The sequence below is a fragment of the Paraburkholderia sp. J69-1 genome (genome assembly GCF_905220255.1).
Classification (GTDB): domain Bacteria; phylum Pseudomonadota; class Gammaproteobacteria; order Burkholderiales; family Burkholderiaceae; genus Paraburkholderia.
In genome coordinates this window covers 47,906-63,796 of record NZ_CAJMZG010000005.1, presented here as the reverse complement: position 1 = coordinate 63,796, position 15,891 = coordinate 47,906, and the positions used below count along the sequence as shown (strand labels likewise).

Genomic DNA, 15,891 nt, shown 5'->3' with positions numbered 1-15,891 from the left:
TCATTCCAGTGAATTCTTGGTAATGCGTGGCCACGCCGCGAGGCGCTGTGGCGTGGCTTGATTCGTCCATACGACGACCTTCACATGAAAATAAAGACCTCCGTTTCGCTGTGCGTATTGGTGTTTGCCGCAAGCGCGCATGCCAGCGACGATGGCAAGACCCGTAGTAAAACCGGCGAGCGCGATATCGACGTACAGCTCGATTCGCTGCGTACGCAGATTGCCGAACTGGAGCAGCAGGTCAAGACGCTCAAAGCGGAGCAGCATGCGAAAGCCGCGACCGGCGCGCAGATTGTGCTGGCCGCAAGCACGAATGCAAGCGCTGGGACAAACACAATCGCCAGCACAAGCACCCTCTCCGAAGAAGACGCGCGTGCAATGCGCGAGCAGCTCAACAGCCTCACGTTAAAGACCGATGCGTTTGAAGACGCGGCGACCACCGGGCCGCTCGCGGGCCTGAGCGTGACGGGCTATATCGATCCGCTCTATCTGTACAACCGTGCGCAAGGCACGGGCGGCTTCCAGTTCCTCAATCATGATCCGGGCGTCTACGACTATTACGAAAGCCAGATTGGCGATGTCTATCTCGACATCAAAAAGACCTTCGGCGTAGGTCCGCTCGCACCGGTGGCAGAGATCGTGATCCAGCCCAATCGCGGCGTGGGCTCGACGCTGAGCAGCGGGCGCGGCTATGTCGGCAACAATATTCTTTCGCAAGCCGACGTGACGGTGCCGCTCAACTCGCTCACGACGTTCACAGCGGGTCTGCTGCAAAGCCCGATTGGCTATGAGCCGTTGCCGTCGAACCAGATGCTCACGCTCACGCACAATCTGCTGTACGACTTCAGCGAGCCGGCGGGCATGGTCGGCATGGGTTTGAAAGGCAATAACGCGACCTTCACGCACTTCTGGCAGGTTTATATCGCCAACGAGCAGTTACGTACGGCATCCGCCGTGGTCGATGGCCCGAACAATACCTCGCGCAGCAACTGGGTACCGTCGATTTCGGCTCGCTTCGACAATGCGCTTTCTACTGCGCTCGATATCGGCATTGCGGCCATGTACGGACGCAGCACGCTGTACTCGCCATGCTCAAATCCAGGCGGCTATGGCTATCAGTGCAATGCGTCGTCGCCATTCGGCATGATGCGTTACATCGAAAGCGATCTCACGTATATCCGCGACAAGACGCAGTTCAACGCACAAGTCGACTACGGTGAGCAGCAGAAGGGCGCGTGGGACGGCGGCACGGCGCGCTGGTACGGCTTCTCGTTGCAGGGGCATCAGAAGTGGACGAGCGCGTGGTTCGGTCATATGGGCGCGACGCTGCGCTTCGATTATCTGAACAATACGGCCAATGGCGGCGGCGCGCCGAACATTCTCTACGGTCTGAGCGGCAGCAATCCTTCGGTGAATGCAACGAGCGGCTTTGGCATCGATCCGGCCTGCTTTGCGGCGTCGTCGCGCAACGGCACGGAATGCCGCGGCGTACAGCACTACGACCTCACCGCCGACCTGCTGTTCTTCCCCACGCAACAGATCACCGTGAAGTTCGAATACCGTCACGACGCCGCGAATCATCCGGTATTCCTCACGCACGACGGTACGTATTCGCGCTCGAACGATATCGTCGCCGGGCAATTCATTTACACCTTCTGATAGCGGTTCAATCATGGCAGAAACAAATTTCAGCGACGCCACGTTCTACAACGGCAGCGTCTACACGGGCGGCGCCACGCCGCATTACGCCGATTGTCTCGTGCTGCGCGACGCTCGCGTGGCGTGGATCGGCGCGCACGCGGACCTGCCGCGCGAACTGCGTGGCGGCGATCACCATGATCTGCGCGGACGCATGATCGTGCCGGCTTTTACGGATTCGCATGCGCATCCGGTCGAAGGCTTCCAGTTGACATGCGATGCCGATCTCGGCGACGCGCACAGCGTCGAATCGATCGTCGAAAGCGTGCGCGCTTGCGCAGCGGCGCATCCGCAGCGTTCCTGGGTGATGGCGGGCAACGTCTCGCTCGAATCGATGGGCGCGCAACTGAACCGCCACACGCTCGATACGATGGTCGACGACCGGCCGCTTCTGCTGATCGGTCATGATGTGCATTCAGGATGTCTGAATAGTTGCGCGCTGGAAGTGCTCGGCGTAGGTGCAGGGACGCCGGACCCGGAAGGCGGCATCTACGAGCGCGATGTGCACGGCGAACCTACCGGCGTCGTGCACGAAGCCGCGCTATACGGCCTTTTTCGACATCTGCCGCAGATGGGCGCGGAAGAGTCCGCGCGCGCGCTCGACAAGGCGCTCGCGCAGGCGCATCGCTTCGGCATCGCGGGATGGTTTGAGGCGATGGTGGGGCAACGGCTTGTCGATGCTTACGCACGTGCGCGCGATTCAGGTGTGTTGAAAGCGAACGTGAGCCTGGGGCTGCTGGTTTCACCGAACATGCCGATTGCCCCGCAAATCGAAAAACTCAGCGCGTGGCGCGTCGCGCACGACGGCGGCCGCTTGCGCCTGCATACGGCGAAGATCTTTATCGATGGCGTGATCGAGAGCCGCACCGCCGCGCTGCTCGACCCTTATCGCGACGCCGCCCATAACGGCGAAGCGCACTGGAATCCGCAGCAATTGCGCGAAGCGGCATTTGCCGCAGATGCAGCAGGCTTCGATCTGCATTTTCATACGATTGGCGATCGCGCTGTGCGAATGGCGCTCGATGTACTGGAGGCGCTGAACCGCGAACGCGGACGACGCGATCGCCGCGCGCAACTCGCGCATGTGCAGATGATCGATCCCGCCGATGCGCCGCGATTTGCGCAGACCGGCGCGATTGCGTCGATCCAGGCTTTGTGGGCCGATGTGGCGCCGGATCTCGCTTCGCTCTACGAGCGTTTGCTCGGGACGGAACGCATGGCGCGCCAGTACGCGTTCGGCGATCTGGTGGGCGCGGGCGCGATGGTGTCAGGCGGCTCGGACTGGCCGGTCTCGACGCAGAACCCGCTCGTGGCAATCGAGCACGCCATGCGCCGCGCCCGCACTGGCGATGCGCAGGCGACGCCTTTTCTGCCGGAGCAATGCGTCGATCTCGCGACGATGTTGCGTGCCTATACGCATAATTCGGCGTACAGCCTACGCATGGACGAATGCGCTGGGATGCTCGCGCCGGGGCGCGCGGCGTCGTTCGCAGTGCTTGAGCGCGATCTGCGAGCGTGCGAAGCGCATGAAACCGGTGCGGTGGAAAACCAACTGACGGTGTTTGAGGGGGAGGCGGTGTATGGGGCGCTTGATTGAGGGTGTGAAGGCTATTCGGCGTGTGCTACGCGCGGGCGAATGGGTGCACTCTCATCTGCAACCCTACGCGAGGTCTACGGCGAGCTCACGCGTACGTCGCCGGAAGCGACGGTCAACATCACGAAACGTTCGGCGCTTTGGCAGCGCTTTGGCACGCAGGCTGCACTTATTTGGTAGCCCGCAATGATCGATTGAATTCAATGCTTGAAGTCTCGCAGCGGCGTTATGGTATATCTTCATTCCCGCCTAATCTGAGAGATCAAAATAACGTGAAAACGACGTCGTTGATTCTGCTTGCATGCGCGTTTATCGCAGCGCCGGCCTCGGCTTATGCCAAAACCGGGCGGTGTCTCCTTGAAGTGAACAACAAGACTTATCTCGACGGACCTTGCGAAGTTAAGATTGAGAAAGGCGGTACGTTCACGATTGGCGTTTCAGATAAGCATCCGTCGAAGTATTTCGCCTATGTGCTGATGGACGATGACGGCGCGCATGGCTACTGGAATGAAGAACCTGGCGCGACCCATGCACACTCGGAACTCGGTCTCCTGAGACGCGATGGCGCGTGCTGGGTGAACGACACGGCGCGGGTTTGCGCCTGGTAGGAACGGCATCGCAATCGCCCCTGCGCGTTGCTCAGTGCGTGCGTTCCTGCACGTACGTTCGCCCGTTCGCTGGCCCCGCAACCGGCGGCCAGCGAACGGCGTCTGCTTTCCAGTCAGGTCTGGATCGTATCCATCACGTTGGCTGGCGTGATGAGGTCAAACAGCACCGTGGCGGGGATGGCCGATGCACCCTGATGCGCCGCCAGATACGTCGCCGTATCGCGTGCCTGCCGCGCAGCGATCGCTTCGCCCACCTTCACGACGTCCTGGTAATGACTGAATACCGCCTCCCGCAACTGCGGCTCAACGAAACCGTAGCTATCCTGAAGAACATCGATCGAAGGCTCCAGCACGCCACGTCCCAGCGCGGTTTCGGGGTAGGGCCCTTGACCCGTCACGGATGCGTTGATCTGCACATCCATGAACGTCATATTGCCGATGGCCGGATACGTGAGCGTCTGCGAAGGCAGGCAGGCGAGCACGTCGGCCGGCGTCCACTGCGATGACGACTTATGCGAAGGCAGTGGATACATCAGCGTCGAAGCATTCGGAACGAACGCGGCGTGGTTATACGCGCCGTCGTTGACGACCGTGTGCTGCACCGAGAACTGCCAGATGAACAGCGTGAGCACGTCCTGCAATACGGCAGCGGCTTTGACCTCCGCCGGGAAGCGATGCGCGACCGGCTTGCCGTCGACGTGATTGAACGCCGGAATCAGTTTGTCGAAGAAGCGCTGCAACTGGATATCCGCTGCAATGGCCTGATCGCCGCCCGGATACTGGATCGAAACGAAGCGCTCGACGAAGCGCGCAATGGCTTCGTACCAGCATCCCGCATCATGGACATAGGCATAGGAGAACGGCGTGTCTTCGACGCCACGGCGCTTGATATCGGCAGGCAGCGCCAGATCGAGAAAGCGGAAGCGGTCGTCGTCGTAATACATCTTGTCCTGCAACTGATAATTGCCGATCCGCCCGCACGAGAAAATCAGATCGTAGATATAGCCGATGTTGTAGACGCCCGGCGCGCCATTCGCGGTGCGCGTGGCGGGGAATCCTTCGGCATATGGGTTGTAGCCGCGGTTGTAGATGGTCTGCTGGAACTCCACCGTTTTGACGACGTGCGGGCGCAACAGCTTGAATACCGGATGTTGCTGAAATGGCTCGGCGGACTGGGGCGCGGTGTCGGGATTGAAGACTTCATCCGAGAACAGCGCAATCGACACCATCGCGCAGATCTGGTGTGTCAGCAATTGATGAAAGCCCACGTCATGCAGTGACTGTCCCGCACAGTTGGTCTGCATCTTCGCCAGCAGCCACGCGTTGTCCGCGTTGCTCATATCGGGCGTGAACAGTTCGCCGTGCACATCGAGTTGAATGCCGACAGGCATCAGCTCCTTGCGGTCGTTCACGGTGAAGAAAACGATCGGTTTCGCAAGATAGAAGCCGACCGGGATCACCGTGCAGGCCTCGAGATAACGCCGGTAATTGGCCACGTATTGGACCGCTCCGTGGCGTTGCAGTGCGGCGGCGTCCACGATTCCTGAGTCCGAAATCAGCCGGTCGAGATCGGCAGCCGAGACTTTTTCGAGCAGATTGGGCATGAAACCCGCCAATTGCTGGCGTGCAAATTCATCGTCGTCTTTCAGCCAGAATTTCGGCGCGGGAATGGTCTGGAAATTGTTGCCGTAATAGATGTCTTCCAGCATCTGTACGGCGCTTTCCGTATTCACGGACTTCGGCGGCTGCTTCGCGCGCCAGGCGACATTGTCGTCCCACGCGGCATTGAGCATCGCCAGCACCTGCTTGTCCACCGCCGTTGCTTTCATCGATTGGGGCACCGTGTCGTAGTTCGCCACGAATGCAGGCACCTGACCGTTGAAAACGTATTGCTGGTCGCCATAGATGCTCGGCGTGCCTTGCGCCGGGTTCGATGCGGCATTGCGATCGACTTCGTTGTATGCGTAAGCGTAGGTCATGACGGTGGCGCTGGCCGGGTCACCCTCGACATCGGGCACCTCGAACGAACCCCACGTCCGCTGCATCTGTTTGATTTTGTCGATCGCGCCGGCATGCTGAAGAATATTCAGTACGGCGTTATAAGCTGAATCCAGCGCGCCGACGATCCAGCCGTGGTGAACCGAGCAACATTCGCCGGCGAAATTCAGGCGGCCGTCGAATTCCGGCATCAGCAGCGAAGGATAGAGCTCATTGAACTGGCCGGGTTTGAACAGGGCAAACGCGCCACCGCCCGCGTGTTCGTCCCAGAACCAGGTTTTGGTCGTGACGCCGTCGTTATAGCCGGCAAAACAGGCGTAAACGTCGACATCCGGATAGAGATACTGGATGCCTTTCAGACATTCTTCGATACGCTCCTTGTCGTCGAGCGCGCCGAGCTTGCGTGCGTCCAGCGCCCAGCAATAGACCTGCAGCACGCCTTGATCCGCTGCATAACCGTAAGACGGATAGATGATCTGCCGGTTGGCGCGGTCGGTCGCGGCCGCGCCGTAGCCTTGCGTGCGTTGCTGACGTTCGCCGAATTCGGTCCAGAACTGGCGTTTGAAGGTCAGAAAGGCCTTGAACGATGCCATGTAATTGCATTCGCGGATCGCCTGCGCTTTGTCGAAGGAAATCCCTTCCAGCAGGTTCAGTTCCGGTTGCCCGTTGAGGTATGCGCCATTGGGCAGGGTCGTCACGACATACGGATACGAGCGTTCGGTTTGCGTGCCGTCGTCGGCGTTGCGCACCGTGACTTTCATGCCGCCCTGGCCGTCGTTCAGATCCGGGTCGTGGCGCAGCGCGGTCACTTCATGGCGCAAATGAACGCGCACCCTGGCGGGATTGCGCATGCCAGTGTCGTGACCCGTCGTTTCAGCGTAATGCGCCGATGCATGCGGCGGTTGCGCATCGTCCGTGAGATTGGGCGGATTGTAGCTATACGGGCCGCCAGGCTGCGCGGGCAGCATACCCACCTGGATCTGCGCGGCGATGCCTTCCTCCATCGTCACGGCGTCCTGCAGGTCGAGCACGGCGCGGCATGCGTCGGGGAAGCGCTGCATGCCCTGATCGACGGTTAGCATGTAGATGTTGGGGTCCTGCGGGCGGTATGGGTCCTTGCTGCCGCCCCAGTCGTACACAGCGATTACCATTTCGACGAAGGAAACCGAATACATGCCGCTGCCCACATTGGTGGTCTCGAGATAATTGGCTACGGACCAGGGCAGCAGATCGGACTTCGCGCCCATGGCCGGATCGTAGTATTCACCCAGATCGCCGAGGCGGAATTGCGTCGTCAGGTAATCCCACATCGAATACTGATCGAACTGCATCAGCAGATCGAAACCTTCGGCGAAGGAGCGGTTGATCGCCTTCAGAAAGGGATCGTTGACCTTGTCGAGCACGATGTTGATCGGCAGGTAAGGATCAACACCGTGGTCATGTTTTGGCGTGACCCAGACCGCGGGCACGTCGCCGCCGTGATCGACGCCGAAATTGAAACTATCTAGGCTGGATTGGGCCAGCGTGGTCGGCGTGGCCATATTGTTGTAGCGCAGCCGCTGCTCGGGCGAACTGTAATAGAACTTGCGCCAGAAAACCTGCTGATCGTGCAGGCCGTTGCGTGCCAGCACGGCGTTGACCGCCAGCGCCAGTTGCTGGACCGGCAGCATGTCCTCCGAGAATTGCGGCAGACGCATGCCGCCCACTTCGCCATAGAGGCCGGCGCGTTGCACGTCGTCCGCATGGTAGTCGCGCGAATACCACGTATGAATGCGGCCGCCGACGCGATCGCTGGCTTCGAACACTTCGAATTCGATACCCAGCGACTGCAGGATCAAGCCCGCGAACATGCCAGCGAAGCCCGCACCAACGATCCCGACCTGCGGCGTCTGCGTTGTTGCGCCCAGCAGGTGAGCAGCGGGGCCGCGCGTGGCGCGCAGGGTGGCGGCGCGGCTGCGCTGCGCCTCGACCACGGCGCGGTAATGCGCGCCATGATTGGCCAGAATCCAGCGCGAAAATGCCGCGCCCAGCGAACCGCGATGCTGGACCTGGCGCGGCGGCGTCACGGTCGCGGCATTGAATTGCAGAAAGCTCATGATGGCTGCTCCTTCTCCGGGATGTTCAGGGGATCGTTGTGTTCGCCTGGCCGAAATTCATGGCTGACGGGGTTCGATGCAAATTCCTATCCGGCCGATGTCGATACTCGTGCCAGTCTGTAGCGCGGGATGTGGACGTACATAGAGTTCGAATTGCGTCGCGCCGCGCGCGATGGCCTGCCGCAGCGCGCTCTCGTGTGCACCGATATCGAGAATGCAGACCATGCCCCGATCGGGGGCTGTCGACGTTGCACGACGCAATCCGTAGAGCGCGACGCTGCCCATGAATAGCGCGCCATGCTGGCCGGATGTTGCGGGATCGGGATCGCGCAGGTAGACCTGCAGGACTGTGGCGTCGAGCGTGCCGCGCACCTGTTCCAGCAACAGATAGAAGTGCGTGCTCGCCGCCGCGTCGGTGGTGGCCAGCAGCGCGGCGGCATCGTCGTCGATGCGCACTGGCACTTCCACGCCTGCGGAGTGCACGACGATGGCCGCCTTGCTCGCTGCAAGGGCGCGCAGAGCGCGCGACCAGCCTGCCGTGTCGCCTGGATCGCTCATGACAAGGCTCCTTCCTGCATGGGCCGATCGGCGTGTGGCGCAGTCTCGCCGACGACTCGATGCCTGCGCGCGTGCGCGATTTCACGCTGGAGCAACTGACCCGCCACTCGCAGCCCTCTGACTCGCCACGCGGGCGTCCTCGGTGCATCGAGACGCTCGCAGAACGCCAGCAGGGCAACGATCGGCATGAGCAGCAGATGCCAGGCCGGCAGCATGGCGGTCAGCAGCATCCACGCCCAGCAGGTGCCGATGCACCACAAGCCATGCGCAAGCCCGAGGCGCAGTGCATCCACGTCTGCGCGCAGCCCGAATGCGGCCAGCGGCCGGTGCGTATGGCAGCGGTTGAGAAAGCCTTGCCGTAACGGCGAGCATTGCCAGACGCCCGCGATCAGCAAGGCAAGCGCTGCCGGACCGTACCCGCCCACGGTCATGGCGGCAAACGCCTGCGCCAGCGCACTGATCGCCAGGCCAGGAATCAGCCAGATCGCCGTGAAGCCCACCAGAAAGATCAGGATCGCGCGCCCGCGCCGTTGCGCGAACACGCTCACCTGAATATGGGCGATGGCGGGCAAGGTCATCGGCGCCATCATGGCCACGATCATCAACAGCCAGCCGAGGCTGGCCGATACGAACCAGCCAGGCGTCAGCCACGGCAAGGGCGTCACGCTGCACAGAAAGTCAGGCAGGCCCTGTGCGGACCGCCACGACAGGACTGCGAGCGTGATCCACGCCGCGACGCTGGCGCCCAGGACGCTGAATCGCACGGGAGCGAAGGCGTGTCTGTTGTGGATCATGGGCCGCCCGGTCAATTGGGCTGGCGATAGACGCTCACGCGGCCCACTTCGATCGTGGACTTCTCCGGCAGCTTGCGGTCGGGCAGCAGGCTCACTTCGAGGTTCGAATTCGACAGTGTGCCGGCCAGATACTGCTGATCCAGCGAGGGCGTGATATCGAGCACGAAGGTCAGGCCGCTGCCACCGTGTGCGCCGTTTCGCGCGCTCGCGCGCCGCAGGCCGAACAGCGCGACATCGCCGACATGGTGCGCGCGCAACTGATCCGGGGTATCGGCGCCTGCTGGCAGATTGACGTAGACGCATAGCACGGTCGAATCCAGCGTGCCGCGCACGTTCTCGAGCTTCAGATAGACGCGATCCGGCGGCGCAGAAAGCGAGGCCGCCGCGAGGCTCTGGGTCACGCGCTTTTCGACGGCGGCGTCCAGATGCACGGTGACAGGCACCGCCGTACCCGTACCTTGCACGTCGATTGCGCTCGTGCTGGCGCCCAGCAATTCGGCGCTTGCGTGCGTCGGCGCGCGGCTCGTCGCAGCCAGGGCGGCGTGAGCTTCGGGCGCAACGGTTACGCCGAGGCGATTCAGGCGCATCAGGAGCGGCGCCGTGACGGGTTTGGCCGGAACGGACAGGTCTTGATACGAGTAGTCCAGCGCGGCAAGGCTGGTCATGTCAGCGGGGGTATAAACCCAGCTTTCGCTATTGGGCATCGGCATCACGAACTGGCGCACCGGGCCTTTGAGCCATTCCGGCGAGCTGGGATTCGTGTTGCCGGCCTCATTCCAGGAAGCCCACATGCGATCGATGTTGCAGTGGTGCAGATAGAAGATGGGGTCGAGTGCGGCGGTGCCGGGATCGGCCATCAGCCCGTAGTTGGTATCGGTGATCGTGCCGCCCGTATACACGTGCACCAGATCGTGAGGATTGCTTTCCATATTCCCGTGCGGGCCGCCATCATGGGAAAACCCGCTTTCCGGGCCGCCGTATCCCGGCAGCGGCGTGGCCTGATTCGATCCGGTGTAGACGGTGTTGTTCATGCAGGCGGCCGTGACTTCGCCGCGCGTCCAGTTGTCGTCGGGGCCGTGATTTTCGGCCCAGAGATCGGTCGGAACGTAGATATCGCCGTCACCGTCGGGACCATAGCGCATCGTCACGAAAAGCGGATTGGCCGATCCGTCGGGCAGTTTCTGCTGCGCGAAAGCCGGTGGCATTTCGGCGTCGGCGCCTTGCTCGCCGCCGAAGTAATTCCAGTAAGGCAGCGCCCAGCTCGACGGGCCGCCGAGGCTCACGATGTCGGCGCGCAACTGGGCTTCAAGTGCCATCAGATAGCCGCGATGCCAGGGCAGAAAGTACCAGCTGCCGTGCTGGCATTGATTCCAAAATTTGTCTTGGGTGGCCGCGAGCGGCAGCGGTTGCGTGGGCACCTGAGGCGGGCTGGAGATATAGCCCCAGCCAGGAAACGAAGGCGGGGACGGATACCACGGATTGGATGTGTTGACGTATTCGCCGTGCATGGCGGCGAAGAACCACCAGCTGGCGGGGTCGTCGAGGCTGCGCGACATCATCTTCCCGACTCCCTTCGCATACCAGAGAAGATCAGGATTGCTTAGCGTGCCGCCTTCATTCCAGGCATCGTTGCGAACATAGCTGACCATGTTGAAGCATCTCCTTGAGAGCGTTTTGAGGCGCTGTAGCAATGCAACTGCGAGGTGGAAATCAACGGCTGACGCGCGCCCGTGCGATCGACTGATCGCTTGACGAGGGTGCACGTCGCCTTGCAAGTCGATGACGCCATGAGTCGGGCGCAGCGCGATTTGCAATGCGTTGGGCATCAGGAAAGCTGGGGTTCGGAGAGTAACTGCGCGATCTGGACTTCCCCGATAGTCCTGCGTGATGAATCTCTGGAATCTGCCGACGGAACGATAACTTTGGGTCTCTGAGTCTTTTCTTGCGTTTCTTATGACGAAAATATAGCCGATGCCGGGCGTCCCGCAGATGGCTGCGTCGAGTTCCTATCCAGGTTGATAGGTGAGGGAGAATGTCACCGAGCGGACGTATTTCAATGCGGCGGCGGGCGCTTTCGCTTACGTTGCCCTGCCGCATCGTTTCCGACGTCATGCTTGCTGGGTCGCCGCGATGGTTTCGCGGCGACCGTAGGCGGAAGAGGATTGAAGCGCTCAGTTGGCGAGCGGCAGTGTAGGCAGTGCCAATGTGGCGCGTGGCCGTTCACTTGTCGTCAGGAGATCGACGGCGGGATCGCGAATCATCTGTGCGATATCGTGGGCGCTGCGGCGAGAAAGCCGCGCGCCCAGTTCAGTCTCGATCAGGTTGACTGATTTTTGCCCAGATCTATTGCGGTTCGCGACGCGTGCGAAGAGCCCGCAATTTAGGCGCATGGCGCGTTTATGCTTGACCCTCGAGTTGCTTGTTACGCGTTTCCGGCAAAAAGATGGCGACGACAAAGACGACGACATAGGACGCCGCTGCCCATACGCCGATAGACTTCGCCAGACCGACTGACGCACTGGTGATACCGACTGCCGCCGGCACAAGCGAACCCATGCCGCGACCGAAGTTGTACGAGAAGCCGCCCGCAGAAGCGCGAATCTGCACCGGAAACAACTCGGTGAAGCAGGCGCCCATGCCGGAGACAATGCCGGACTGGAACAGGCCGACCGGAAAGCCCAGTACCAGCAATACGGGCAGAGGCAGGTGAAGCTGTGTGTACGCGAGAACCGTGAGCGTCGCGCCGGCGGCTGATATCGAGAAGGTCCAGCGACGACCGATGGCATCGCTCAAATACGCCATGCCCACATAACCGCAGAACGAACCGAAGATGTTCACGGCGAGATACATCGTCGTGAGATTGACGGTCAGGCTCTGTGTCTCCCGCAGATACGTTACGAGCCAGGTGAGGATCGTGTAGTTCCCACCGAGCGCTCCGGCCGCCATCGCTGAAGCGAGCAAGGTGCGTGGCAGGACGTTGGGGGCGAAAACCTGCGCGAACGTATCGAAGAGACCACTTTGTGCGCGAAATTCCGCGGCCGATTCGAATGCCGAAGATTCATCGACATTGCGACGCATCCACAGGACCAGCAGGCCCGGCAGGATGCCCACGAGAAACAGAATACGCCATGCGTATTGCTCGGGGAGCGCGCTGAAGAGTCCCCAGTACATCAGCGCGGCAAGCGCATAACCGACTGGCCAGCCGCTTTGCACGCATCCGACTGCGCGGCCACGAATGCGCTTGTCGACGACTTCGCCGATCAGGATTGCGCCTGCGGCCCATTCGCCGCCGAATCCGAGCCCCTGCAGGCTCCGGGTGAAAAGCAATTGATGAAAGCCATTCGTGAACGCCGACAGGCCGGTGAATAGCGAAAACCACAGAATGGCCAGTTTGAGCACCCGGACGCGACCGATGCGATCCGCCAGGACACCGGCAATCACGCCGCCGATGGCCGAGGCGACGAGTGCGGACGTACCGATCACGCCCGCCTGGGCCTTGCTCATGTGCCACGCCGTCAGCAAGGTTGGAATCACGAACGCGAAAAACTGCACATCCATGGCGTCGAGAACCCATCCGAGAAAACAAGCCCAGAACGTGCGTTTCTGGGAGGGGGCCATGGTGCTATACCACGTCTGCATAGGTTGATCTCCAGTGCAGGCTTGTCGCCTGCTTTGTTCTATATCGATGGTCGGAGAAAACTCCGATCGTGAACGGCTTGTGACTGGAATTATGCGGCGATGCCTCGTAGCGACCCTTGCGTTTGGCGCATAGCAGATATGCGCAATGAGACTATGGCTGTCGTAGCAAGGTTTAATCGCTTAGGTTTTATAGCGGCGCTAGGACGGTCGATACCTGGCGGATGCTGGACGCTTTAGGGCAGGCAAAGCGTATCCCGAGTGTCGCGGTTGCCTGGCATGACATCATAGGCTGACGAAGCCCCGGGCATCGCAGTACGCGTTCCACTCGCGATAAGTTAATTCGCAATCCTATTGAAATTGCAGTGAGGCGAATTCCGATCGTTTTCGGCAGAATACGCGCTGCCCGATTCATTCGTGAGTCGATTCCTGCATTGATTGGCGACTTCACGAGCCAACTCAATCGACTTGTACTGACCGATCCCCGCTAGACCCCGCGTTCTTCGCGGGTGTCGGCATGGTTTGCGCTGCCTCGCGGTGCGATCAGCAGCAATTTGAGTTCAGCGGCTGCGATCGTGGCAAAAGCGGCTTGCTTTGGGCAGCGGAAAGGCAATTATCAATGGTCACGTTGCCTTCTTGTCGTGTCTGAAAGCGCTGGCGGTACGGTTTCCCGCTTGAGACATCTGTTTCAACCGCACCGAACCGAACTGGTTGGCGCATTGCGACACGCAATCATCTATTTTTGTTGGGAATGACAAAATGTCCCGAATGATCGAGCTCATATGCGACATTTTGAGCAATCCATGAGGTCGGCTGACCTGGCTTATGCGGTGACTCGCCTCGGCGGCGCCCAGATTGCCTTATTGTCGTGCATTCGCTGAGTGCCACCGACTATTCACGGGCGGGGATCGCAAAACTGCGATGCGAAGGCGTCGAGCAGGGCGTCCGGGTCACTGTTTGCCGCGCCGATAAAAAATTGCGCGGCTCTCGCGAACAGATCGTCTTTCAACAACGCGAGGGTTTTGGGTGTCTGTAGTATGGCGCGTACAGCAGCGAGCGTTTCCGGCAGCGCGATGGCCCGCGCCTCGCGCGCGAGCATGCCGGCGCACGCGATTTCGATATTGTGATCGTTGGATTCCAGCAGATCGTGGGCCACGTCAAAGACGCGCCTGGTGTTGCCCGCGTGAGAGTATCGCAGTAGCACGAACAGCAGATCGGACGCATCGGTGTTTTTGGTCGCACGGCGATCCTGCCAGGCCATCAGCTTCAGCAGGACATACGCAGGGACGGTGACAACCGGCACCACGACGCCCTCGCCGATATTAACCGGCTGCGCGGTGTCGACCGCTTCTTGGAACCCGAGTACGTTCATGATGAAGTCGCCGTCGGGCGGCCATGCGATCGCACCGGGTGGGGCTTCAATCGGTCCAAATGGTACGAGGTCCAACTGGACGCCGAAGGTGTCGCCGGTGCGCCTGAAGATCAGCTTCTGCTGTGCCTTCGCATCGCGCGTGAACTGGCCGCTCGCAAGCAGGTGCTCGATCAGCCGCTCATGGAAGTCCCAACTGACCGCGCACACTGCCACATCAACGTCGCGTGTGGCCGTGAACGCGCGCACGCCGTGGAGGTGTTCAAACTGGATGTCCCGCGCGGTGGCGCCCGCCAGCACGAATCGTGTCGCCAGTTGAGCGCAGGCCGCCTTGACCGCCGCCAGCAGCGCGATCGTGAGCGGTGGCATCGGCCGTTCGGCCGGAATGCTAGCGATGGAGGTATCGCTCATAGATCTTCTCGGCAACGTAGTGGTTTCGGCTGTCGGTCGAGGCGCTCAGGTCCGCAAAAATCAGCAGGGGATGAACGACGCCAGGCGGCGTTGCCCAGAGGTGTTCCGCATATTCAGGCCAGAAGGAATCGAGGATTTCGATGTCGCCGGACGGGTCTGGGCGCAGCAGGGCATGGCGCTTCAGGCCGTTGCTCGCGCCGCCGTGCGCATAGATCGTCACCGATGCCGCCTTGTTTTCGTGGGTGAGGACTTCGGCGCCACTCTCGCCGCCCAACCGGGCCTTGAATTCGGACAGATTCGCGCTTTGCCACCACGCGAGCTCACGTTCGCTCTTGAAGCGGCGTGCGCCGAGCCTGGTGCGTAGGCCCGTCGGGTAAAGCTTTGCCCAGTCGATGATGAACTGCTTCCTGTCAGGGATCGTCCGTTTGCCTTTTCGCATGGCCACGAGCCTGCGCGCGATAAGGTCGTCGACCGCGAGATTGACGGTGTTCAATGCGACGGCGGAAACTTCAGCGATCGTGCGGTAGGGCTTCTCCACGAGATCGGGCTGCGAAGCAAGCGCAAAGGACACCTGGAGGCCTTTCGGCGTGGTTGAGCGCGATGTCGTGTCGGTGTGCCTGATTTTGGGCCGGTCCCGACCCGTGATCAGGATCGTCGCCTCGGGCTCGTTGAGGAATACGTTTCCAGCGGTATCGAGGAAGGGGATATCCGCCTCGATGAGCTTTTCGGCAAGGGCCCGGTTAATGTGGTGTTTGACCAGGATGACGGGCCGCCCGTCGGGAGAGGGCCTCCGATAAAGGTGGGGGTAACCGCTTGATTCCGTTCCCCGGGAAATGACGGCGGGCATGTCGAACTGTTTGTCTCGCACGAAGAAGCGGATCACCGGGTCGGCTGACCCCGCCTTCGTTTCAGTGTCCGGCAACGGCTCGGCACTGAAACGCTGCGTGACCTCCGAAAAGGCTTCGCACGCGAGGTTGAGCGCCGCCATATCGGACGCGGACAGGCGGTCGGAAGTTGCCATGAGGGAGTCCTTCAGTACGTTTTAAGGCGAGTGTATGTCAAAAACGTACATGATTCAATGGGCGTACAGAAGTAGCGATAAGAAGCTTCTGGACTGGGATACGTCGAA

Annotated in this window: 10 protein-coding genes; 3 read left to right on the top strand and 7 right to left on the bottom strand. The window is 61.0% G+C overall.

Features of this window, described 5'->3' with window-relative positions; genetic code table 11:
- Nucleotides 1–84: 84 nt before the first annotated feature.
- The 3 genes from U5A67_RS10560 (at nt 85) to U5A67_RS10550 (ending at nt 3,900) form a co-directional block, all read left to right on the top strand.
- Nucleotides 85–1,659 (top strand): DUF3138 family protein, encoded by a 1,575-nt coding sequence (locus U5A67_RS10560; protein WP_321813937.1) that lies wholly within the window; start codon nt 85–87, stop codon nt 1,657–1,659.
- Nucleotides 1,660–1,672: 13 nt separating this feature from the next.
- Nucleotides 1,673–3,295, top strand: a complete 1,623-nt coding sequence (locus tag U5A67_RS10555) for an amidohydrolase (RefSeq protein ID WP_321813936.1) — start codon at nt 1,673–1,675, stop codon at nt 3,293–3,295.
- 200 nt (nt 3,296–3,495) lie between these two features.
- On the top strand, nt 3,496–3,900 hold the full coding sequence (locus U5A67_RS10550) for a hypothetical protein (protein WP_321813935.1): 405 nt from the start codon (nt 3,496–3,498) through the stop codon (nt 3,898–3,900).
- A gap of 113 nt (nt 3,901–4,013) precedes the next feature.
- Here U5A67_RS10550 and U5A67_RS10545 read toward each other — a convergent pair whose 3' ends face one another.
- The 7 genes from U5A67_RS10545 to U5A67_RS10515 all read right to left on the bottom strand — a co-directional run bounded on the left by U5A67_RS10545 (nt 4,014) and on the right by U5A67_RS10515 (nt 15,783).
- Complete coding sequence (locus tag U5A67_RS10545; protein ID WP_321813934.1) at nt 4,014–7,994, bottom strand: FAD-dependent oxidoreductase; 3,981 nt, start codon at nt 7,992–7,994, stop codon at nt 4,014–4,016.
- A 57-nt stretch (nt 7,995–8,051) separates the two neighbouring features.
- Entirely contained in the window at nt 8,052–8,552 is a 501-nt protein-coding gene (locus U5A67_RS10540) for a hypothetical protein (RefSeq protein WP_321813933.1), read from the bottom strand.
- The gene (locus tag U5A67_RS10535; RefSeq protein ID WP_321813932.1) at nt 8,549–9,346 is read right to left on the bottom strand and encodes a DUF2182 domain-containing protein; all 798 of its coding nucleotides are present in this window, start codon (nt 9,344–9,346) and stop codon (nt 8,549–8,551) included. Before U5A67_RS10535 ends, U5A67_RS10540 begins: the two co-directional genes overlap by 4 nt.
- Nucleotides 9,347–9,357: 11 nt before the next feature.
- A complete protein-coding gene (locus U5A67_RS10530) occupies nt 9,358–10,995 on the bottom strand; it encodes a tyrosinase family protein (RefSeq protein ID WP_321813931.1) in 1,638 nt (545 codons plus the stop codon).
- Between the two features lie 748 nt (nt 10,996–11,743).
- Nucleotides 11,744–12,964: an MFS transporter gene (locus U5A67_RS10525; protein WP_321813930.1), complete on the bottom strand. Its 1,221-nt coding sequence runs from the start codon at nt 12,962–12,964 to the stop codon at nt 11,744–11,746.
- A gap of 913 nt (nt 12,965–13,877) precedes the next feature.
- Complete coding sequence (locus tag U5A67_RS10520; RefSeq protein ID WP_321813929.1) at nt 13,878–14,762, bottom strand: nucleotidyl transferase AbiEii/AbiGii toxin family protein; 885 nt, start codon at nt 14,760–14,762, stop codon at nt 13,878–13,880.
- Entirely contained in the window at nt 14,740–15,783 is a 1,044-nt protein-coding gene (locus U5A67_RS10515) for a type IV toxin-antitoxin system AbiEi family antitoxin (RefSeq protein ID WP_321813928.1), read from the bottom strand. Before U5A67_RS10515 ends, U5A67_RS10520 begins: the two co-directional genes overlap by 23 nt.
- Nucleotides 15,784–15,891: the final 108 nt, after the last annotated feature.

Coding starts and splice junctions, on each gene's coding strand:
- U5A67_RS10560 (WP_321813937.1), top strand. CDS start 85: ATGAAAATAAAGACCTCCGTTTCGCTGTGCGTATTGGTGTTTGCCGCA.
- U5A67_RS10555 (WP_321813936.1), top strand. CDS start 1,673: ATGGCAGAAACAAATTTCAGCGACGCCACGTTCTACAACGGCAGCGTC.
- U5A67_RS10550 (WP_321813935.1), top strand. CDS start 3,496: ATGCTTGAAGTCTCGCAGCGGCGTTATGGTATATCTTCATTCCCGCCT.
- U5A67_RS10545 (WP_321813934.1), bottom strand. CDS start 7,994: ATGAGCTTTCTGCAATTCAATGCCGCGACCGTGACGCCGCCGCGCCAG.
- U5A67_RS10540 (WP_321813933.1), bottom strand. CDS start 8,552: ATGAGCGATCCAGGCGACACGGCAGGCTGGTCGCGCGCTCTGCGCGCC.
- U5A67_RS10535 (WP_321813932.1), bottom strand. CDS start 9,346: ATGATCCACAACAGACACGCCTTCGCTCCCGTGCGATTCAGCGTCCTG.
- U5A67_RS10530 (WP_321813931.1), bottom strand. CDS start 10,995: ATGGTCAGCTATGTTCGCAACGATGCCTGGAATGAAGGCGGCACGCTA.
- U5A67_RS10525 (WP_321813930.1), bottom strand. CDS start 12,964: ATGGCCCCCTCCCAGAAACGCACGTTCTGGGCTTGTTTTCTCGGATGG.
- U5A67_RS10520 (WP_321813929.1), bottom strand. CDS start 14,762: ATGAGCGATACCTCCATCGCTAGCATTCCGGCCGAACGGCCGATGCCA.
- U5A67_RS10515 (WP_321813928.1), bottom strand. CDS start 15,783: ATGGCAACTTCCGACCGCCTGTCCGCGTCCGATATGGCGGCGCTCAAC.